This window comes from Paraburkholderia sp. MM5477-R1, assembly GCF_050436385.1.
Lineage (GTDB): Bacteria > Pseudomonadota > Gammaproteobacteria > Burkholderiales > Burkholderiaceae > Paraburkholderia > Paraburkholderia tuberum.
The window spans coordinates 37,130-55,206 of sequence record NZ_JBNDMC010000007.1 but is presented as its reverse complement, the minus strand read 5'-3'; the positions used below and the strand labels follow the sequence as shown (position 1 = coordinate 55,206).

Here is an 18,077-nt window from a genome sequence, read left to right as displayed (position 1 = left end):
TGTCTCTCGAGGGAATCAGATTGAAAGCACTTGCATTCGCCGTGGCGTGCGTCGCCACCGGCGCCCTGCTGGCAGGCTGTTCGAGCGCCGGCAAACCGACCAACAAAGACGACAGCGAGTTCACCTATCTGCTGGATCGCAAGAGCAACTGGGTTGAAAACAAGGTCGACACGTTGCCGCCGCTGCCCTCCGACGCGAACCTGCTGCCGTTCGAAGTCTCCGGCAATACGCCGCTGCAATTTGCGATCGACCCGAAGTCCGTCAGCGTCGGCGACGACGGCGTGGTGCGTTACACGGTGGTCGTCACGAGCCCGGGCGGTGCGCGCAACGTCAATTACGAGGGCATCCGCTGCGACACGTATGAATGGCGTCAGTATGCGGGCCTGAACGCCGATCACGACGGCTGGGACACGACGGTCGCAAACCCGTTTTCGCGGATAGAAAACGGCGCGCTGAATGCGTACCAGGCCGCGTTGTATCAGGACTATATGTGCGCAAACAAGATTCCGACCGGCAGCGCGCAGCACATCGTCGAGAACATTCGTTACAAGCGCACGCAGACGTCGCAGATTCATTGAGGCCGGTTGCGCGGCGCGCGCCCGACTCAGGCGCCGTTGCTTATCCGTGACGATTAAAAAGCCGTTCCAGCCTGCGCTGGAACGGCTTAATTGTTGGCTCTTCATACGCGCGATATGCGCGCCGCCTCGCAGATCAAAGCACCACGAGATTGTCGCGATGAATCAGTTCGGGCTCGAGCATATAGCCGAGCACTGACTCAATTTCGCCGCTCGGACGCCGCTGGATCAGTTTGGTTTCCGCGCTGCTGTAGTTCGTCAAACCACGTGCGACCTCGCGGCCTGACGCGCTCAGACACGCGATCACCTCGCCGCGCGCGAATGCACCCTGCACACCGACGATGCCGATCGGCAGCAAGCTCTTGCCGCCGGCGGTCAGTTTTTCGACCGCGCCGTCATCGATCACGACGTGGCCGCGCACCTGCAGGTGATCGGCCATCCATTGCTTGCGCGCCGCCATGCGCGCGGTGCGCGCGATCAGTTGGGTGCCGATCGCCTCGCCGGCCGCCAGTCTCACCAGCACGTCCGACTCGCGCCCACTCGCGATCACCGTATTGGCGCCGCTATGGGCCGCACGCTTCGCAGCGAGAATCTTGGTCAGCATGCCGCCGCGGCCGAGGCTCGAGCCCGCACCGCCCGCCATCGCCTCGAGCTCGGGCGCGCCGGCGTCGGCTTGCTGGACTAGTGTCGCGGTCGGGTCCTTGCGCGGATCTGCGGTGAAGAGGCCTTGCTGGTCCGTCAGAATGATCAGCGCGTCGCCCTCGATCAGATTGGCAACCAGCGCGCCGAGCGTGTCGTTGTCGCCGAACTTGATTTCGTCGGTGACGACCGTGTCGTTCTCGTTGATGATCGGTACAACTCCGAGCCCCAGCAGCGTGAGCAGCGTGGAGCGAGCGTTCAGATAGCGCTCGCGGTCAGCAAGGTCAGCGTGAGTAAGCAGGATCTGCGCTGTCTGGATGGAATGTTCGGCGAAGCGGCTTTCGTACACTTGCGCGAGACCCATCTGACCGACCGCCGCGGCCGCCTGCAGCTCATCGATTTCACGCGGCCGCTTCGTCCAGCCGAGCCGCTGCATGCCCTCGGCGATCGCGCCCGAGCTGACCAGCACCACTTCCTTGCCTTGCGCGCGCAGTGCGGCAATTTGCGCGGCCCAGCGGCCGATCGCCGCATGATCGAGGCCGCGCCCGTCGTTCGTGACGAGACTCGAACCGACTTTGACGACCAATCGCCGTGAATCTGCGATGACGGAACGCATTGTGCGCTGTCTCCCAAGATGACGCGTGATGCATACCGGCACCCGCCGCTGGCGCCGGCGCTCGAGTTGTTATTCCTGCGGATCGGTGCCGGCTTCGCGGGTTGCGGCCGGTACTTGCGTCCCGTCGCGGAAACGCACGTCGGAGGCCAGGTCTTCGGCTTCGGCCGCGCGTTGCGCGTCGGAGTGCTCGGCGAGGTAGTCGAACACGGCGTAGCAAAGATTTTCACAGCCCTGGCCAGTCAGCGCCGAGATCTCGAACACCGGACCGTCCCAGCCGAAGCCTTCGAGGAACGCCGCCACGCGCGCTTCGCGATCGTCCTCAGGCACCATGTCCAGCTTGTTCAGCACAAGCCAGCGCGGCTTCTGATAAAGCTCTTCGTCGTACTTGCGCAGTTCGTTGACGATCGCCTTCGCTTCGGCGACCGGATCGATCGATTCATCGAACGGTGCGATGTCGACGATGTGCAGCAGCAGCCCGGTGCGCTGCAGGTGACGCAGGAATTGATGGCCTAGGCCGGCGCCTTCCGCCGCGCCTTCGATCAGCCCCGGAATGTCGGCAATCACGAAGCTGCGGCTCGGCCCGACGCGCACGACGCCGAGGTTCGGCGCGAGCGTGGTGAACGGGTAATCGGCGATTTTCGGCTTCGCGTTCGACACCGACGAGATAAACGTCGACTTGCCCGCATTCGGCATGCCGAGCAGACCGACGTCGGCCAGCACTTTCAGTTCGAGGCGGACCATGCGGCGCTCGCCCGGCTTGCCGTCGGTCTTCTGACGCGGCGCGCGGTTCGTGCTGGACTTGAAATGGAGGTTGCCGAGGCCGCCGGCTCCCCCTTGCGCGATTTGCATGCTCTGGTTGTGCTCGGTCAGATCGGCGATCAGCTCGCCGGTTTCCATGTCCGTGATGGTGGTGCCGACCGGCATGCGCAGCGTGATGTCATCACCACCCTTGCCGTAGCAATCCGAGCCGCGGCCGTTTTCGCCGTTGCGCGCCAGATGTTTTTTCGCGTAGCGGTAATCAATCAGCGTGTTGATGTTGCGGTCAGCCACCGCGATCACGCTGCCGCCCCGGCCGCCGTCACCGCCATCGGGGCCGCCGAACGGGACGAACTTCTCGCGGCGCATCGACGCGCTGCCATCCCCTCCGTCGCCGGCGATGACTTCAATCCTCGCTTCGTCAATGAACTTCATGTGTTACTCCGTCCCGTGGTGTACTGCCCGATTCGATGCAGGGGTTGATACTGATTGGATGCTGCTATTTTGCCGCGCGCGCCGCGCGTTGATCAATCGACCGACCGGCATAGTCCGCCTATGAGGAGCGGTCGGCTGCGCGGCTTGGGCGCCAAGCTAAAGGGGCGCCGCAATAAAAAAAGCCCCGCGAACTTCGCGGGGCCTTTTTCCGGTCCTGAAGCCCGTGCCTGATTAAACTCAGGCTGCCGGGACGACGGAAACGGTGTGCTTCTTCGCCGCGCCCTTCGTCGAGAACTGGACGTGGCCGTCCTTCAGCGCGAACAGGGTGTGATCCTTGCCCATGCCGACGTTGTCGCCAGCGTGCATGCGCGTACCGCGCTGACGCACGATGATGCCACCAGCATTGATAGCCTGGCCGCCGTAAACCTTCACGCCGAGGCGCTTCGATTCGGAGTCGCGGCCGTTTCGGGACGATCCGCCTGCCTTTTTGTGTGCCATTTGATTTGCTCCTTAACCGGTGCGCTTACGCGTTGATCGCGTCGATGCGCAGTTCGGTATAGTTCTGGCGGTGGCCGCCATGCTTCTGGTAGTGCTTCCGGCGACGCATCTTGAAGATCGTCACTTTGGCGTGACGACCTTGCGACACGACGGTAGCCTTGACGGAAGCCCCACTGACCAGCGGCGTACCGAACTTAATCGATTCGCCTTCGCCCACTGCGAGAACCTGGTCGAGCGTGATTTCAGCGTCAATGTCTGCCGGTATCTGTTCTACTTTAAGTTTTTCGCCGACGGCAACCTTGTACTGCTTGCCACCGGTTTTTATGACCGCGTACATTGAGAACCTCACTCTGTATTCATTTTTCCCACGCACCGCGCGCGGAAACTGTCGATTATACATAGAGTTAGCTGCTCGGTCAAAACCTGCTTGCCAAACCGTCTACCGTCCGGCTTCGCCCTCCCTCGCAGGCGCTCGCAGATGGCGTACCTGCGACGCGCGGCGCCCCGCAGACGGCCTTGGCAGGCGCCCCGCGCGCCATGCGGAGCGCATCCACGCCGCAGCCGACGACCCGGAAGCGCCCCGATCGCCTTATAATTCGCGGCACTACCCAATTCAGCCATCATGTCGTCGACTGCCACCACCTCCCCCAACGTCGCCAGCCTGCTTGCTCCAATCGCCGAAGACATGCAGCAGGTCAATCGCGTCATCCGGCAACGTCTTGCGTCGGACGTGATGCTGATCAATCAGATTTCCGAGTACATCATCAGCGCCGGCGGCAAGCGGCTGCGGCCCGCGCTGCTGTTGCTGGTGGCGGGCGCGCTCGGCGATACGACGGGGCACCGGCACGAGCTGGCAGCGGTCGTCGAATTCATCCACACGGCCACGCTGCTGCATGACGACGTGGTCGACGAGTCCGACCTGAGGCGCGGCCGCCAGACCGCCAATGCGCTGTTCGGCAACGCGGCGAGCGTGCTGGTCGGTGACTTTCTTTACTCACGGTCGTTCCAGATGATGGTCGGCGTGGGCAAGATGCGCGTGATGGAAATTCTGTCGGAAGCGACCAACATCATCTCTGAAGGCGAAGTGCTGCAGTTGTTGAACATGCACGATGCCGACGTCGACGAAGCCCGTTACATGCAGGTGATCCGCTACAAGACCGCAAAGTTGTTCGAGGCGGCCGCCCAGCTCGGCGCGGTGCTGGCCGGCGCGGACGCGAAAACCGAAGCCGCCGCCGCCGAGTACGGTCGTCGCATCGGCACCGCGTTCCAGATCATGGACGACTGGCTCGACTACACGGGGACGGCCGAGTCGATGGGCAAGAACGCCGGCGACGATCTGCGCGAAGGCAAACCGACGCTTCCGCTCATCTATCTGATCGAACGCGGCACGCCCGAGCAGTCGGCGCTCGCGCGCGAAGCCATCGAGCAAGGTGGCACCGACCGTTTCGATACGATTTTCGACGCGATCACGCGCTCGGGCGCGCTGGATCACACGCTCGAGTGCGCGAAACAGGAGGCGCATGCAGCCGCGGCAGCAATATCGTCATTTCCCCATTCCATTTTCAAGGAGAGCCTGCTAGAATTATGCTCTTACTCGACGGCAAGACAGTCTTGAACGAGACTGAAACACCGAATTAGTCTGAATCGAGTCAGCAGTACCCAATCGGGGTGTAGCTTAGCCTGGTAGAGCGCTACGTTCGGGACGTAGAGGCCGGAGGTTCGAATCCTCTCACCCCGACCAGATTCTCCTTGTTAGCTCAAGGTTCAAAACCGCCGCAGCGTTGCTGGGCGGTTTTTTGTTTTGCGCGGCGCTTTTTTTCTTTGCTCTCGTGCTGCCCTTCGCCGCTTTCTTTCCTCCGGCTCGCCAGGCACAGCGCGTACGTTGCCACGTTGTCGTCCTAGCGGCGTCAGCCTTCGTCCACACCGGAGCGCGCGGCCCCCTCTGCTATATTCTCTCCATCCTTTCCCTTATTTTTCACGACGCGTGGAACAACTTCCCTTATGGGCGCAGATCGGCGCCGTCCTTCTGCTGCTTGTCTGCTCCGCCTTCTTTTCCATTTCCGAGACAGCGATGATGGCGCTCAATCGTCATCGCCTCAAACATCTCGCCAGCAAGAACACGCTCGGCGCAAAGACGACTCAGGGCCTGCTCGCAAAAACCGATCAGCTGCTCGGCGTGATCCTCATCGGCAACAACCTGTTCAACACGATCATTCCGGTACTCACGACATCGCTCGCGCTGCATACGTTCGGCCGCAATAGCCTCGTGCTGTCGATCGCGACCGGTATCGTCGCGTTCCTCATTATCGTGTTCGCGGAGATCACACCGAAGATCGTCGGCGCGACGTTTCCCGAGAAAATCGCGCTGCCCGCGAGCCTGCTGATCGCGCCGTTGATGCGCGTCGCGAGACCACTGATCTGGTTTGTCAACCTGTTCGCGACCGGCATCCTGCGCGTGCTGCACATCAACACGAAGGGCGCGCGCGACCAGCGGCTGTCCACCGAAGAACTGCGCACCATCGTGCTCGAGTCGGGAAGCTTCATGCCCACCAAGCACCGCAGCATCCTGCTGAACCTGTTCGATCTCGAAAACATCTCCGTCGATGACGTGATGATCCCGCGTCGCCGTATCGAGGCCCTCGACTTCGATGCCCCGTTCGAACAGATCCTGCATCAACTGGAGACCTGCTATCACAACAAGCTGATCGTCTACCGGGGCGACATCGACCGCGTGCTCGGTGTGCTGCACGTGCGCAAGACGCTGTCAGCGCTGCACAACCAGGAGCTCGAGCGCGATACCTTGCGCGAGCTGCTCGCCGAGCCGTACTTCGTGCCAAGCGGCACGCCGGTGTTCCAGCAGCTGCAATACTTTCAGGAGAGCCGGCAACGCATCGCGCTCGTCGTCAACGAATACGGCGAACTGCAAGGCCTCGTCACACCGGAAGACATCATCGAGGAACTGATCGGCGAATTCACCACGTCGATTCCGCGTAGCGCCAGCTCGCGCGGTGGCTGGAACGAGGCGGGCGAATGCATCGTCGCGGGAAGCATGCCGTTGCGCGAGCTGAACCGCTGGCTGCAACTCGGGCTACCCACCGATGGCCCCAAAACGCTGAACGGCCTGATTCTCGAAATCCTCGAAGACATCCCCGACGGCGACGTCTGCGTGCACATCGGAGACACCAAGCTCGAAGTGATGCGCAGCGACGATCAGGCGATCCGCACCGTCAAGCTTTTCAAACCGCCGTCGCGCACGAAGGCCGGTAAAGCAAGGTCAGGCTGAACTTCGCGCCGCCGCACGCTGATTTACGGTCAGCATCGCACAGGCTCGCGAAAGGCGCCATTAGCCGAATGGCCGAATGGCATTCGGACGCCCGCAACCGGAAGATGACGCCGTCATGTTCTAAAGGCGGCTCATCACCGGTCTCTCATGCAAACACCTTTTGCCACCGCCGCGGCATTGCCGCGCCCACTCGCTGTCGACGGCGAATCCAGCGCAACGAGTCTGAACGATCCCGACAACGCCCCGGCCGTGCGTCTGTTGACCGACACGTTGCACGAAGCGACGCGGCGCAATGCGTCGGATATCCACATCGAGCCGGCCGAGCATGGCTGGCGTGTGCGCCTGCGTATCGACGGCGTGCTGCATGAAATCCCGCGGCCGCCCGCCCATCTGCGCGACGCGTTCGTCACGCGTGTGAAAGTGCTCGCGCGCATGGACATCGCCGAGCGACGCGTGCCGCAGGACGGCCGGCTACGCCTGGCGACGTCGCCAGGGCGGCTCGAGGATTACCGCGTCAATTCGCTGCCGACACTGTTCGGCGAAAAGCTCGTGCTACGACGGCTCGACGCGTTGCCCGCCGATCTTTCGCTCGATTCGCTCGGCCTCGATCCGCGGCAGCGCGAAGCCGTCGACGCCGCGATCCGCGCGCCGCACGGTCTGATGCTCGTCACCGGACCGACGGGCAGCGGCAAGACACTATCGCTGTACTGCTTCCTGAACCTGCTGAATGGCGAGGCACGCAACCTCTGCTCGGTGGAAGACCCAGCCGAGATCCAGTTGGCCGGCATCAACCAGGTCAGCGTGCGCGAAAAAGCCGGACTGACTTTCGCGGTCGCGCTGCGGGCTTTTCTGCGTCAGGACCCGGACGTGATCATGGTCGGCGAAATCCGCGACAACGAAACCGCCGACGTTGCCGTGAAGGCCGCCCAAACCGGTCACCTCGTGCTGTCCACGCTGCATACGAACGACGCGCCCGCGGCCATCGCGCGGCTCATCGACATCGGTGTCGAGCCGTACAACCTTGCCGCCGCGCTGCGCATGGTGACCGCGCAGCGGCTGGTGCGGCGACTGTGCGTCGCATGCCGCGCGCCCGCGCCGCATTCGCCGGCGGCACTCCACGCCGCGGGCTTTGGCGAACATGAGCTCGACGGCTGGCAACCGTATGCGGCGACCGGCTGCGCGGTTTGTCATGGCATCGGCTATCGGGGGCGCGTCGGCATTCATCAGGTGATGCCCGTCTCCGACGCGATGCGTGAGCAGATCGTCGCGAGCGCGGGCGCGCACGAGTTGGCCCGCCTCGCGCAGATGGAACAGGTCGCGACGTTACGCGACGCGGCGCTTGCGCGCGTGCGCGACGGCACCACGAGTCTCGCCGAAGCGCTCGCCGCGACGGAGGTCGCATGAGTACCGCCGCGCTGTCACCAACCCGGTCCGTCTCAGCCGACCTACGCTTCAGATGGCGCGGCGTCGACGCGGACGGCACGCGCCAAAGCGGCACGCTGATCGCGCCCGACGCGAGCGCCGCACGCACGATGCTCAAACGCGACAACCTCTTTATCGTCGAACTCGCAACGCAAGGGCCGGCGCCACGCCCGAAGACGAGCGCGGCCGCTGTCACGCTGTTCACGCGACAACTGTCCAGTCTGCTGCGTGCCGGTTTGCCGCTCGCGCCCGCGCTCGAACTACTCGCGCAGGCGTCGACGTCGGGTCAGCGGCAAGGCATGCCGCGCATCGTCGGCACTGTCGCGCGCGACATCACCGCCGGCCTGCGGTTTTCGGCGGCCTTGCAGCGGCACCCGGCGCAGTTCAATGCGCTGTATTGCCAGCTCGTCGAGGTGGGCGAAGCGGCGGGCGCGCTCGTCACCGTGCTCGCCCGCCTCGCCGACGATCGCGAACGCGCCGCTGCGCAGCGCGCGAAGGTGCGCGCGGCTCTCACCTATCCAGCCGCGATCCTGCTGCTCGCGCTCGCGATAACTGCCGCATTGCTGGTGTGGGTCGTGCCGACGTTCAAGCAGATCTTCGATGGCTTCGGCGCGAAGCTGCCCGCGCCGACGCAGTTCGTGCTGGCGCTCTCGGCGGCCGCCGCGCGCTGGAGTGTGCCGCTGTTCATACTGATGCTCGCAATGAGCTCGGCCATCACGCTCGTGCTGCGTCGTTCGGTAAGCGCGCGCATCCGCTTCGCGCGCCTGTCGCTCGACCTGCCGGTGGCCGGCCCGCTGCTGCGCACGCTATGCGCGGCGCGCTGGAGTCGCGCGCTTGGCACCTTGCTGTCCGCCGGCACGCCGCTCGCCGACGCATTCGATTCGCTCACTCAGGCGACCGGCAATGCCTTCTTCGATCGCGCGACGGCAAGCATCGCCATCAGATTGCGGCGCGGCGAACGGCTCGCCGCGGCTATGCTCGCGGCCCGCTGCTTTCCTCCCGAAGTCGTGCAGCCCGTTGCGGTCGCGGAGGAATCCGGCGCGCTCGACAGCATGCTGCTCGATGTCGCGTCGCTTGCGGATCGCCAGGTCGACGACAGGATCGGCACGCTATCGAGCCTGTGTGAACCGCTCGTGATCGTCGTGCTCGGCACCCTGGTCGGCGGCCTCGTCATCGCGATGTATCTTCCCATTATTCAACTCGGCAACGTGGTGTAGCATCGCAGCCGAATCCACTTCGTCACCATGCAGGCTCCTCTTCCGCTCGTGTCACAAACTTCCTCCAGCCTGCTCGCGGGCTTACTGCCGGGCCGCTTTGCCAGCGATATCGGCCTCGCGCTCGCGAGCCTACCCGCCGGCGTGCAGATCGCATTCGCGATCGTGCTTGGCCTCGTGATTGGCAGCTTCCTGAACGTGGTCGTGCATCGATTGCCGATCATGCTCGAGCGTGCATGGCGCGCCGAAATCAGCGAGACCACCGACGTGCCGCCGCCCGACCACGGACTGCCCGCGCGCTACAACCTGTGGGTGCCGCGCAGCGCGTGCCCGCATTGCGGCCATGTGCTGAGCGCGTGGGAAAACTTGCCGGTGCTGAGCTACCTGCTGTTACGCGGCCGTTGTTCCGCGTGCGGCACGCATATCAGCGCACGCTATCCGCTGCTCGAAATCGCGAGCGCCGCTTTCGCGGCAGGCGCACTGATAGCGTTCGGCCCGACGCTGATGGCACTCGCCGCGTTCGGCCTGTGCGCGACGTTGCTCGCGATGAGCGCGATCGACGTCGACACGCATTTGCTGCCCGACTCCTTGACGCTGCCGCTGTTGTGGGCCGGCCTGATCGTCAATTTCAACGGCATGTTCACGAATCTGCATGATGCGGTGCTCGGCGCTATCTTCGGATATCTGGCGTTGTGGGCCGTGCATTGGGCGTTCAAGCTCGTGCGTGGTATCGAAGGCATGGGCTATGGCGACTTCAAGCTGCTCGCCGCGCTCGGTGCGTGGCTCGGCTGGCCCGCGCTGCCGCAGATCGTGCTGGTGGCCGCGGTGGCCGGTGCCGTGATCGGCCTCGCGGCGACGTGGCGCGGCCGAATGCGCTTCGAGGAGCCGCTGCCGTTCGGGCCGTTTCTCGCGGCGGGCGGTGTGTTGACGCTGTTTGCCGGCACGCCGCTTTATCTGGCTCTGGGGGGCTGAACCATGTTCGTTGTGGGACTCACTGGCGGCATCGGCAGCGGCAAATCGACGGTGGCCGACCTGTTCGCCGCGCGCGGCGTGCCGCTCGTCGACACGGACGTGATCGCGCATCGCATCACCGCGCCGCATGGCCTCGCAATGCCGCACATCGCCGCCGCATTCGGCGCGCAATTCGTCGCCGCCGACGGCTCCCTCGATCGCGCGCGCATGCGCACGCTCGTGTTCAGTGACGAGACCGCGCGCAAACGTCTCGAAGGCATCACGCATCCGCTGATTCGCGCGGAAACCGAGCGCGAAGAGCGCGAAGCGAAAGGACCGTATGTGATCGTCGTGGTACCGTTGCTGGTCGAGTCCGGGACCTGGAAGAACCGCGTGAATCGCGTGCTCACCGTCGATTGCAGCGTCGACACGCAGATCGCGCGTGTGGTGAGCCGCAACGGCTTCAGCCGTGAGCAGGTGCTCGCAATCATTGCGCGCCAGGCCACGCGCGAAGCGCGGCTCGCCGCCGCCGACGACGTGATCGTCAATGACAATGCGCCGCTCGAAGAACTCGAGGCGCAGGTGGACGCTCACCATCAAGCCTATCTGTCGCTGGCGAAGGGCGATGCCGAGTTGTAGCGCGCGCAGACGCGTCGTCACCGGCACATTGAACTTTGCGCGCACGCGGGAGCCGAAGCGCTCGTAACACCGGGAACTCACAAAAAAGTTGCGAAAGCGCGCAGAAAAAGTGCGTGATTGCCTGGGTAGTCCCACGGCATTAGAATGTTTTGCATTCCTGTCACCGACCACGCCCGAGGCGAGCCCGCTTGATCCTTTACGAGTACCCCTTCAATGAGCGAATCCGGACGCTGTTGCGGCTCGAAGATCTGTTCGAGCGCTTCACGTTCTTTCTGACTCAGGAAGACGCGCGGGAACATCACGTCGCACTGACAACGCTGTTCGAAATCTCCGAAGTGGCGGGCCGCGCGGATCTGAAATCGGATCTGATGAAAGAGCTCGAGCGGCAGCGGCAAACGCTCGCGCCATTTCGCGGCAATCCGGGCATCGAGCAGAACGCGCTCGAGGCGGTGCTCGGCGAAATCGAGCAGACGCTTGCGGGGCTCACGCAGATGCAAGGCAAGACCGGCCAGCATCTTGCAGACAACGAGTGGCTCGCGAGCATTCGCAGCCGCGCAATCATCCCCGGTGGTACCTGCAAATTCGACCTGCCCTCGTATTACGCGTGGCAACAGTTGCATCCCGATCAGCGTCGCCAGGACATCGCCAAGTGGGTGACACCGCTTTTGCCGCTGCGCGACGCGGCCACCATCGTGCTGCGGCTCGCGCGTGAGTCGGGCCAGGCATCGAAGGTGATGGCGATGCAAGGCAGCTATCAGCAAATGCTGTCGGGCCGCTCGTATCAATTGATGCAGGTTCGCGTCGCTCCCGAATTGCGCGTGATTCCCGAAGCGAGCGCCAACAAGTACATGCTGTGGGTGCGCTTTACGGTGCAGGACGGCGATCTGCGGCCGCGCGCGGTCGACGTCGACGTGCCGTTCCAACTCACGCTCTGCAGCCTGTAATCGCCTGTCAATAACCGCCGCATTGAGCAGCGCACACCGGATTTGACCGAACGCGCCTTTGAACCGGCGCGAAATAGCCCTATATTCGTTACTTGTTCCGTTTGCGATTGACCGTCCGACCGTATGCCTACCGTCGTCAAATGTCCTACCTGCGGTAAAGATGTCCGCTGGACCTCCGAGAGCCGCTTCCGTCCGTTCTGCTCCGAGCGCTGCAAACAGACCGATCTGGGCGCATGGGCCGCCGAAAAATACAGGATTGGCGGCAACGAACAGGAAGGATCTTCGTCCGAAGAGGAAACGCCGCGCGGCGACTACAACCCGCACTGAGCGAGTCAGTAAAAAAGCCACGCGAACCGGCGCTGCCGATACAGCGCCCGCTACCGCGTGGCTTTTTCAATCACTGCCTTCAATCACTTCTTCTCAGCCGCGAGCCACTCCAGCACCGGGATCGTGGCCGGCAGCAACGGCGAGACATCCGCAGGCAAGCTCTGCCAGACGAAGGCCTGGCCTTCACGGCCGTGCGGCTCGCCCGACCACTGCGTCACCTTGCAGAAGAAGAGGCGCACATAGGCGTGCGGATAATCGTGTTCGAGCGTATGCCACAGATGGCTCGCCTCGACCTCGATTCCCAGCTCCTCGTGCAGCTCGCGCGCGAGCGCGGCCTCGACCGATTCGCCCGCTTCGAGCTTGCCGCCCGGAAACTCCCAGTAGCCCTCGTACGGCTTGCCCGCCGGACGCTGCGCGAGCAGATAGCGCCCATCCGGCTGCACCAGCACGCCGACCGCGACTTCGGTGACCGGACGGCCAGCGCCGTTGGCGCCGGCGCTATTGCCGACGCCGGCGCTTTTGTCAGCGTCGCTCATGCCGGCGTTTTACGGCCGGACCAGTCGCGCGCGAACTGCCATGCGACCCGTCCCGAGCGCGAGCCACGTTCGAGCGCCCACACGAGCGCATCGCCGCGCGCCGATTCGATCTCGGCGTCGTCGCAACCGAAATGGCGCAGCCAGTGCGCGATGATCGTCAGGTAGTCGTCCTGCTTGAACGGATAGAAGCTGACCCACAGCCCGAAACGCTCGGACAGCGAAATCTTCTCTTCGACCAGTTCACCCGGATGAATCTCGCCGTCCGAAGTGTGCTTGTACGTCTCGTTGTCGCTCATGTACTCGGGCAGCAGATGGCGGCGGTTCGACGTCGCATAGATCAGTACGTTGTCGGACTGCGCGGCCACCGAGCCGTCGAGCGCGACCTTCAGCGCCTTGTAGCCCGACTCGCCTTCTTCGAACGACAGGTCGTCGCAGAACACGACGAAGCGCTCCGGCCGCTTCGCGATCAGATCGACGATGTCGCCGAGGTCGTGCAGATCGTCCTTGTCCACTTCGATCAGGCGCAGACCGTCTTTCGCATACGCGTTCAGGCACGCCTTGATCAGCGACGACTTGCCGGTACCGCGCGCGCCCGTCAGCAGCACGTTGTTGGCCGGCTGACCGCGCACGAACTGGCGCGTGTTCTGTTCGATCAACCCCTTCTGGCGATCGATGTTCTGCAGGTCGTCGAGCGTGATCGGCGAAATGGCATGCACCGGCTGCAAGTAGCCGCGACCCTGGCGCTTGCGCCAGCGGAAAGCGACCGCGGCCGACCAGTCGATGTCCGGCGCGGCGGGCGGAAGCATCGCTTCCAGGCGGCCGAGCACGGCTTCGGCCCGGTTCAGAAACTGTTCGAGTTTGTCCATGGCGAGTAGGCGGCCCGTGGCCGCGCTTTGAAGCTGATTACGAGCGGTAGTCGGCGTTGATGCTCACGTAGTCGTGCGACAGATCGCAGGTCCAGATCGTGGCTTGCGCATTGCCGCGGCCGAGCACGACGCGGATGCCGATCTCGCTTTTTTTCATCACGCGCTGGCCGTCTTCTTCGCGGTAGGCCGGGTTGCGTCCGCCGGCAGTCGCGACCAGCACGTCGTCCAGATACAGATCGATCTTGCCGACGTCGAGATCGTCAACGCCGGCATAGCCGATGGCCGCGAGAATACGGCCGAGGTTCGGGTCCGATGCATAGAAGGCCGTCTTGACGAGCGGCGAGTGGCCGATCGCGTAGGCGATCTGGCGGCATTCTCCGACGCTCGAGCCGCCTTCGACATGCACGGTCATGAATTTGGTCGCGCCCTCGCCGTCGCGCACGATCAGTTGCGCGAGGTTCTGCGCGACCTCGGTCACCGCGTCGCGCAGCGCTGCATAAGCGGGCGAATCGGTGGACGTGATCGCGGGCAGGCTCGATTTGCCCGACGCGATCAGGATGAACGAATCGTTGGTCGACGTATCGCCATCGATCGTGATGCAGTTGAACGAGCGATCCGCGACGTGCTTCACGAGCTCGTCGAGGACCGGCTGCGCGACGGCTGCGTCGAACGCGAGGAAGCCGAGCATGGTCGCCATGTTCGGCTTGATCATGCCGGCGCCCTTGCTGATGCCGGTCAGCGTGACCGTGTGACCACCGATCGTGACCTGACGCGAGCTCGCCTTCGGCAGCGTGTCGGTCGTCATGATCGACTGCGCCGCGTCGTACCAGTTCGCTTCCTTGCGGTTCGCGAGCGCGGCCGGCAAGCCCGCCTTCAGACGATCGACCGGCAGCGGTTCGAGAATCACGCCCGTCGAGAACGGCAGCACCTGCTCGGGCACGATGTCGGCGAGACGCGCGAGTTCCGCGCAGGTTTCGCGCGTCGCGGCGAGGCCCGGCTCACCGGTGCCCGCGTTCGCGTTGCCGGTGTTGATCACCAGCGCGCGAATCGGCTTGCCGCCCGCGCGCACGCGCTGCAGGTTCTCGCGGCAGACCGTGACGGGCGCCGCGCAGAAGCGGTTCTGCGTGAACACGCCGCCTACCGTCGCGCCTTCGTCGACGGAAATGACGAGCACGTCCTTGCGGTTCGGTTTGCGGATATTCGCTTCCGCCCAGCCTAGCGTGACGCCGGCGACGGGGTGGAGTTGAGCGGGATCGATCGAGGGAAAGTTGACAGCCATGGTCGCGACCTGTCGAAGAAAATGCCGGCGGACGCCGGCATCGGGGAAACGGAACTGATGACCCGGGTGTGTTGCCGGGTCACCCGCGAAATCAAAACGGCCAAACGGCGCTTAAAAACGACACGGCGCGCCCGGAAGCGCGCCGCATCGCCATCAGGCGATCTTGCCGTGGCACTGCTTGTACTTCTTGCCGCTGCCGCACGGGCACGGGTCGTTGCGGCCGACCTTCGGCACGTTGTCGGCATTCATGTGCACGGCCGCCTGCGGCGCTGCGCCGTGGCCGTGGCTCATCGCGTCGCCGATCATCGCGGCGGTGGCCGCTTCGGCCGCGACCGGCGCGGCGGCGCCGGCTTCCGCGAACTCGGCATGACGGAACTCGACGTTCTCCAGATGACCGCCCTGCTCTTCCATCTGCTCCGCGGCCGCTTCGAGCTGCTCCGGCGACTGGATCTGCACGTTCATCACGATGCGCGTGACTTCGAGCTTCACGGCGTCGAGCATCGCGGCGAACAGTTCGAACGCCTCGCGCTTGTATTCCTGCTTCGGGTTCTTCTGCGCATAGCCGCGCAGATGGATGCCCTGACGCAGATGATCGAGCGCGGCCAGATGCTCGCGCCACGCGCGGTCGAGCGTCTGCAGCATGATCGAGCGCTCGAACGCGCTGAACGATTCGCGGCCGACCAGTTGGACCTTCGCCTCGTACCCTTCGTCCGCGGCGGCCTCGACCGCTTCGAGAATCTCTTCCGCGCTGATCGAGTTCGACTCGTTGATCATTTCCTGAATCGCGAGGTCGAGCTGCCATTCGTTGCGCAGCACTTCCTCGAGCTCGGGCACGTCCCACTGCTCTTCGATGCTGCCCACCGGCACGAACTGATGCACGATGTCGCCGACCACGCCGTGACGCATCGCGCTGATGGTCTCGGTGATGTCGTTCGCTTCGAGCAGTTCGTTGCGCTGCTGGTAGATCACCTTGCGCTGGTCGTTCGATACGTCGTCGTATTCGAGCAATTGCTTACGAATATCGAAGTTGCGCGCCTCGACCTTGCGTTGCGCCGATTCAATCGAGCGCGACACGATGCCCGCTTCGATCGCCTCGCCTTCCGGCATCTTCAGGCGGTCCATGATCGCGCGCACGCGGTCGCCCGCGAAAATGCGCAGCAGCGGATCTTCCAGCGACAGATAGAAGCGCGACGAACCCGGGTCGCCCTGACGGCCCGCACGGCCGCGCAGCTGGTTGTCGATCCGGCGCGACTCGTGACGCTCGGTGCCGATGATGTGCAGACCACCCGCGGCCTTCACCTGATCGTGCAGCGTCTGCCATTCGTCGTGCAGCTTCTGGATGCGGCGCTGCTTTTCGTCGGCGGCGAGCGTTTCGTCCTGCTCGATGAACGACGCCTGCTTCTCCGCGTTGCCGCCGAGCACGATGTCCGTACCACGGCCGGCCATGTTGGTCGCGATCGTGACGCGCTGCGGACGGCCCGCTTCGGCGACGATCTCCGCTTCGCGCGCGTGCTGCTTCGCGTTCAGCACTTCGTGCGGCAAGCTGACCTGCTTCAGCAGATGCGACAGCAGCTCCGAGTTCTCGATCGACGTCGTGCCAACCAGCACCGGCTGACCTCGTTCGAAGCACTCGCGAATGTCGCGGATCACCGCGTCGTAGCGTTCCTTCGCGGTCTTGTAGATCTGATCCTGCTTGTCGATCCGCTTCGGCGGACGGTTGGTCGGGATCACGACCGTTTCGAGACCGTAGATCTCGTTGAATTCGTACGCTTCGGTGTCGGCCGTGCCGGTCATGCCGGCCAGCTTCGCGTACATGCGGAAGTAGTTCTGGAACGTGATCGATGCGAGCGTCTGGTTCTCGCTCTGGATCTTCACGTGTTCCTTCGCCTCGACCGCCTGGTGCAGACCGTCAGACCAACGGCGGCCGGCCATCAGACGGCCGGTAAATTCGTCGACGATGATCACTTCGCCGTTCTGCACGACGTAGTGCTGATCCTTGAAGAACAGCGTGTGCGCGCGCAACGCCGCGTACACGTGGTGCATCAGCGTGATGTTCTGCGGCGCGTACAGGCTTTCGCCGTCGCCGATCAGGCCCCACTCGGAGAGCAGGCGCTCGGCCTTTTCGTGGCCCGACTCGGTCAGGAAGACCTGACGGCCTTTTTCGTCCAGCGTGTAGTCGCCCGGCTTCTCGACGCCGGTGCCGTCCGCCTTCTCTTCGCCAATCTGGCGCTCGAGCAGCGGCGGCAACGCGTTCATGCGCACGTAGAGTTCGGTGTGATCTTCGGCCTGGCCGGAGATGATCAGCGGCGTACGCGCTTCGTCGATCAGGATCGAGTCCACCTCGTCGACGACCGCGAAGTTCAGGCTACGCTGCACGCGCGCGTCGGTCTCGTAGACCATGTTGTCGCGCAGGTAGTCGAAGCCGAATTCGTTGTTGGTGCCGTAGGTGATGTCGGCGGCGTAGGCTTGCTGCTTCGCCGTGTGCTCCATCTGCGACAGGTTGATACCGACCGACAGACCGAGGAAGTTGTAGAGACGCGCCATCCATTCGGCGTCGCGCTGCGCGAGGTAGTCGTTGACCGTGACCACGTGGACGCCGCGGCCCGACAGCGCGTTCAGGTAGACCGGCAGCGTCGCGACGAGCGTCTTGCCCTCGCCGGTGCGCATTTCGCTGATCTTGCCGTAGTGCAGCGCCATACCGCCGATCAGCTGCACGTCGAAGTGGCGCATCTTCAGCACCCGCTTGCTGGCCTCGCGGCAGACCGCGAACGCTTCCGGCAGGATCTTGTCGAGCGATTCGCCGCTCGCGACGCGCTGGCGGAATTCACCCGTTTTGGCGCGCAGTTGGTCATCCGTCAATTGCTCGATCTGCGGCTCGAGCGCATTGATCGCCGCGACGGTCTTTTGATATTGCTTGACTAGCCGCTGATTACGGCTGCCAAAAATCTTCTGTAGAAAACCGGTGGTCATCGGATCGGTGTCTGCGTCGCGGCTTCGGCTGGCTCGCGGTATGCACTATGCGCATACCGCGCCTGGGTCGGAAAGTCCTCGGCGGCTTAGTCCAAGAGTGAATTGTCGGGTAGCCCGACCTTCTTAC

General features: G+C 63.9%; 18 protein-coding genes and 1 tRNA gene. 10 read left to right on the top strand and 9 right to left on the bottom strand.

What is annotated here, in order from left to right; all coding sequences use genetic code 11:
• Positions 1-20: 20 nt before the first annotated feature.
• Positions 21-578 carry a CNP1-like family protein gene (locus tag OKW35_RS29045; protein ID WP_184058542.1) on the top strand — a complete coding sequence of 186 codons (558 nt, stop codon included), beginning with the start codon at positions 21-23 and terminating at the stop codon, positions 576-578.
• A gap of 133 nt (positions 579-711) precedes the next feature.
• On the opposite strand, the gene proB is transcribed toward OKW35_RS29045, so the two are convergent.
• The 4 genes from proB to rplU form a co-directional block, all read right to left on the bottom strand.
• The gene (gene proB, locus OKW35_RS29040) at positions 712-1,830 is read right to left on the bottom strand and encodes a glutamate 5-kinase (protein WP_184022882.1); all 1,119 of its coding nucleotides are present in this window, start codon (positions 1,828-1,830) and stop codon (positions 712-714) included.
• A 69-nt stretch (positions 1,831-1,899) separates the two neighbouring features.
• A complete protein-coding gene (gene cgtA / locus OKW35_RS29035; RefSeq protein ID WP_184058544.1) occupies positions 1,900-3,021 on the bottom strand; it encodes an Obg family GTPase CgtA in 1,122 nt (373 codons plus the stop codon).
• Positions 3,022-3,258: 237 nt separating this feature from the next.
• Positions 3,259-3,519 carry a 50S ribosomal protein L27 gene (gene rpmA, locus OKW35_RS29030; RefSeq protein ID WP_184058546.1) on the bottom strand — a complete coding sequence of 87 codons (261 nt, stop codon included), beginning with the start codon at positions 3,517-3,519 and terminating at the stop codon, positions 3,259-3,261.
• A gap of 25 nt (positions 3,520-3,544) precedes the next feature.
• Positions 3,545-3,856 carry a 50S ribosomal protein L21 gene (rplU, locus tag OKW35_RS29025; RefSeq protein ID WP_007180329.1) on the bottom strand — a complete coding sequence of 104 codons (312 nt, stop codon included), beginning with the start codon at positions 3,854-3,856 and terminating at the stop codon, positions 3,545-3,547.
• Positions 3,857-4,141: 285 nt separating this feature from the next.
• Here rplU and OKW35_RS29020 point away from each other — a divergent pair, with 285 nt between their 5' ends.
• Together OKW35_RS29020 and OKW35_RS29015 are read left to right on the top strand one after the other, a co-directional pair.
• Entirely contained in the window at positions 4,142-5,134 is a 993-nt protein-coding gene (locus tag OKW35_RS29020; RefSeq protein ID WP_184058549.1) for a polyprenyl synthetase family protein, read from the top strand.
• Positions 5,135-5,183: 49 nt separating this feature from the next.
• Positions 5,184-5,260, top strand: a tRNA-Pro gene (locus tag OKW35_RS29015).
• Positions 5,261-5,283: 23 nt separating this feature from the next.
• On the opposite strand, the gene OKW35_RS29010 is transcribed toward OKW35_RS29015, so the two are convergent.
• On the bottom strand, positions 5,284-5,391 hold the full coding sequence (locus tag OKW35_RS29010; RefSeq protein WP_429553889.1) for a hypothetical protein: 108 nt from the start codon (positions 5,389-5,391) through the stop codon (positions 5,284-5,286).
• Between the two features lie 112 nt (positions 5,392-5,503).
• On the opposite strand from OKW35_RS29010, the gene OKW35_RS29005 reads away from it, so the two are divergent.
• From OKW35_RS29005 to OKW35_RS28975, 7 genes are all read left to right on the top strand, one after another.
• Positions 5,504-6,802 (top strand): HlyC/CorC family transporter, encoded by a 1,299-nt coding sequence (locus OKW35_RS29005; RefSeq protein WP_184058551.1) that lies wholly within the window; start codon positions 5,504-5,506, stop codon positions 6,800-6,802.
• A 147-nt stretch (positions 6,803-6,949) separates the two neighbouring features.
• Entirely contained in the window at positions 6,950-8,206 is a 1,257-nt protein-coding gene (locus tag OKW35_RS29000; protein WP_184051022.1) for a GspE/PulE family protein, read from the top strand.
• The gene (locus OKW35_RS28995) at positions 8,203-9,441 is read left to right on the top strand and encodes a type II secretion system F family protein (protein WP_184058555.1); all 1,239 of its coding nucleotides are present in this window, start codon (positions 8,203-8,205) and stop codon (positions 9,439-9,441) included. Before OKW35_RS29000 ends, OKW35_RS28995 begins: the two co-directional genes overlap by 4 nt.
• 27 nt (positions 9,442-9,468) lie before the next feature.
• Positions 9,469-10,410 (top strand): prepilin peptidase, encoded by a 942-nt coding sequence (locus tag OKW35_RS28990; RefSeq protein ID WP_184058556.1) that lies wholly within the window; start codon positions 9,469-9,471, stop codon positions 10,408-10,410.
• A gap of 3 nt (positions 10,411-10,413) precedes the next feature.
• Positions 10,414-11,028, top strand: a complete 615-nt coding sequence (gene coaE / locus OKW35_RS28985; protein WP_429335348.1) for a dephospho-CoA kinase — start codon at positions 10,414-10,416, stop codon at positions 11,026-11,028.
• A gap of 188 nt (positions 11,029-11,216) precedes the next feature.
• The gene (gene zapD / locus OKW35_RS28980) at positions 11,217-11,972 is read left to right on the top strand and encodes a cell division protein ZapD (protein WP_008921182.1); all 756 of its coding nucleotides are present in this window, start codon (positions 11,217-11,219) and stop codon (positions 11,970-11,972) included.
• 123 nt (positions 11,973-12,095) lie between these two features.
• On the top strand, positions 12,096-12,299 hold the full coding sequence (locus OKW35_RS28975) for a DNA gyrase inhibitor YacG (RefSeq protein ID WP_084754177.1): 204 nt from the start codon (positions 12,096-12,098) through the stop codon (positions 12,297-12,299).
• A gap of 83 nt (positions 12,300-12,382) precedes the next feature.
• Here the strand turns inward: OKW35_RS28975 and OKW35_RS28970 are convergent, their stop codons facing one another.
• From OKW35_RS28970 to secA, 4 genes are all read right to left on the bottom strand, one after another.
• Positions 12,383-12,835 carry an NUDIX domain-containing protein gene (locus OKW35_RS28970; RefSeq protein ID WP_429553888.1) on the bottom strand — a complete coding sequence of 151 codons (453 nt, stop codon included), beginning with the start codon at positions 12,833-12,835 and terminating at the stop codon, positions 12,383-12,385.
• On the bottom strand, positions 12,832-13,701 hold the full coding sequence (locus OKW35_RS28965) for an ATP-binding protein (protein ID WP_090801949.1): 870 nt from the start codon (positions 13,699-13,701) through the stop codon (positions 12,832-12,834). Before OKW35_RS28965 ends, OKW35_RS28970 begins: the two co-directional genes overlap by 4 nt.
• A gap of 37 nt (positions 13,702-13,738) precedes the next feature.
• Positions 13,739-14,980 carry a bifunctional glutamate N-acetyltransferase/amino-acid acetyltransferase ArgJ gene (gene argJ / locus OKW35_RS28960; protein WP_184022870.1) on the bottom strand — a complete coding sequence of 414 codons (1,242 nt, stop codon included), beginning with the start codon at positions 14,978-14,980 and terminating at the stop codon, positions 13,739-13,741.
• Between the two features lie 153 nt (positions 14,981-15,133).
• A complete protein-coding gene (gene secA, locus OKW35_RS28955) occupies positions 15,134-17,950 on the bottom strand; it encodes a preprotein translocase subunit SecA (RefSeq protein WP_090801952.1) in 2,817 nt (938 codons plus the stop codon).
• Positions 17,951-18,077: the final 127 nt, after the last annotated feature.

Coding starts and splice junctions, on each gene's coding strand:
- proB (WP_184022882.1), bottom strand. CDS start 1,830: ATGCGTTCCGTCATCGCAGATTCACGGCGATTGGTCGTCAAAGTCGGT.
- cgtA (WP_184058544.1), bottom strand. CDS start 3,021: ATGAAGTTCATTGACGAAGCGAGGATTGAAGTCATCGCCGGCGACGGA.
- rpmA (WP_184058546.1), bottom strand. CDS start 3,519: ATGGCACACAAAAAGGCAGGCGGATCGTCCCGAAACGGCCGCGACTCC.
- rplU (WP_007180329.1), bottom strand. CDS start 3,856: ATGTACGCGGTCATAAAAACCGGTGGCAAGCAGTACAAGGTTGCCGTC.
- OKW35_RS29020 (WP_184058549.1), top strand. CDS start 4,142: ATGTCGTCGACTGCCACCACCTCCCCCAACGTCGCCAGCCTGCTTGCT.
- OKW35_RS29000 (WP_184051022.1), top strand. CDS start 6,950: ATGCAAACACCTTTTGCCACCGCCGCGGCATTGCCGCGCCCACTCGCT.
- OKW35_RS28995 (WP_184058555.1), top strand. CDS start 8,203: ATGAGTACCGCCGCGCTGTCACCAACCCGGTCCGTCTCAGCCGACCTA.
- OKW35_RS28990 (WP_184058556.1), top strand. CDS start 9,469: ATGCAGGCTCCTCTTCCGCTCGTGTCACAAACTTCCTCCAGCCTGCTC.
- coaE (WP_429335348.1), top strand. CDS start 10,414: ATGTTCGTTGTGGGACTCACTGGCGGCATCGGCAGCGGCAAATCGACG.
- OKW35_RS28975 (WP_084754177.1), top strand. CDS start 12,096: ATGCCTACCGTCGTCAAATGTCCTACCTGCGGTAAAGATGTCCGCTGG.
- OKW35_RS28970 (WP_429553888.1), bottom strand. CDS start 12,835: ATGAGCGACGCTGACAAAAGCGCCGGCGTCGGCAATAGCGCCGGCGCC.
- OKW35_RS28965 (WP_090801949.1), bottom strand. CDS start 13,701: ATGGACAAACTCGAACAGTTTCTGAACCGGGCCGAAGCCGTGCTCGGC.
- argJ (WP_184022870.1), bottom strand. CDS start 14,980: ATGGCTGTCAACTTTCCCTCGATCGATCCCGCTCAACTCCACCCCGTC.
- secA (WP_090801952.1), bottom strand. CDS start 17,950: ATGACCACCGGTTTTCTACAGAAGATTTTTGGCAGCCGTAATCAGCGG.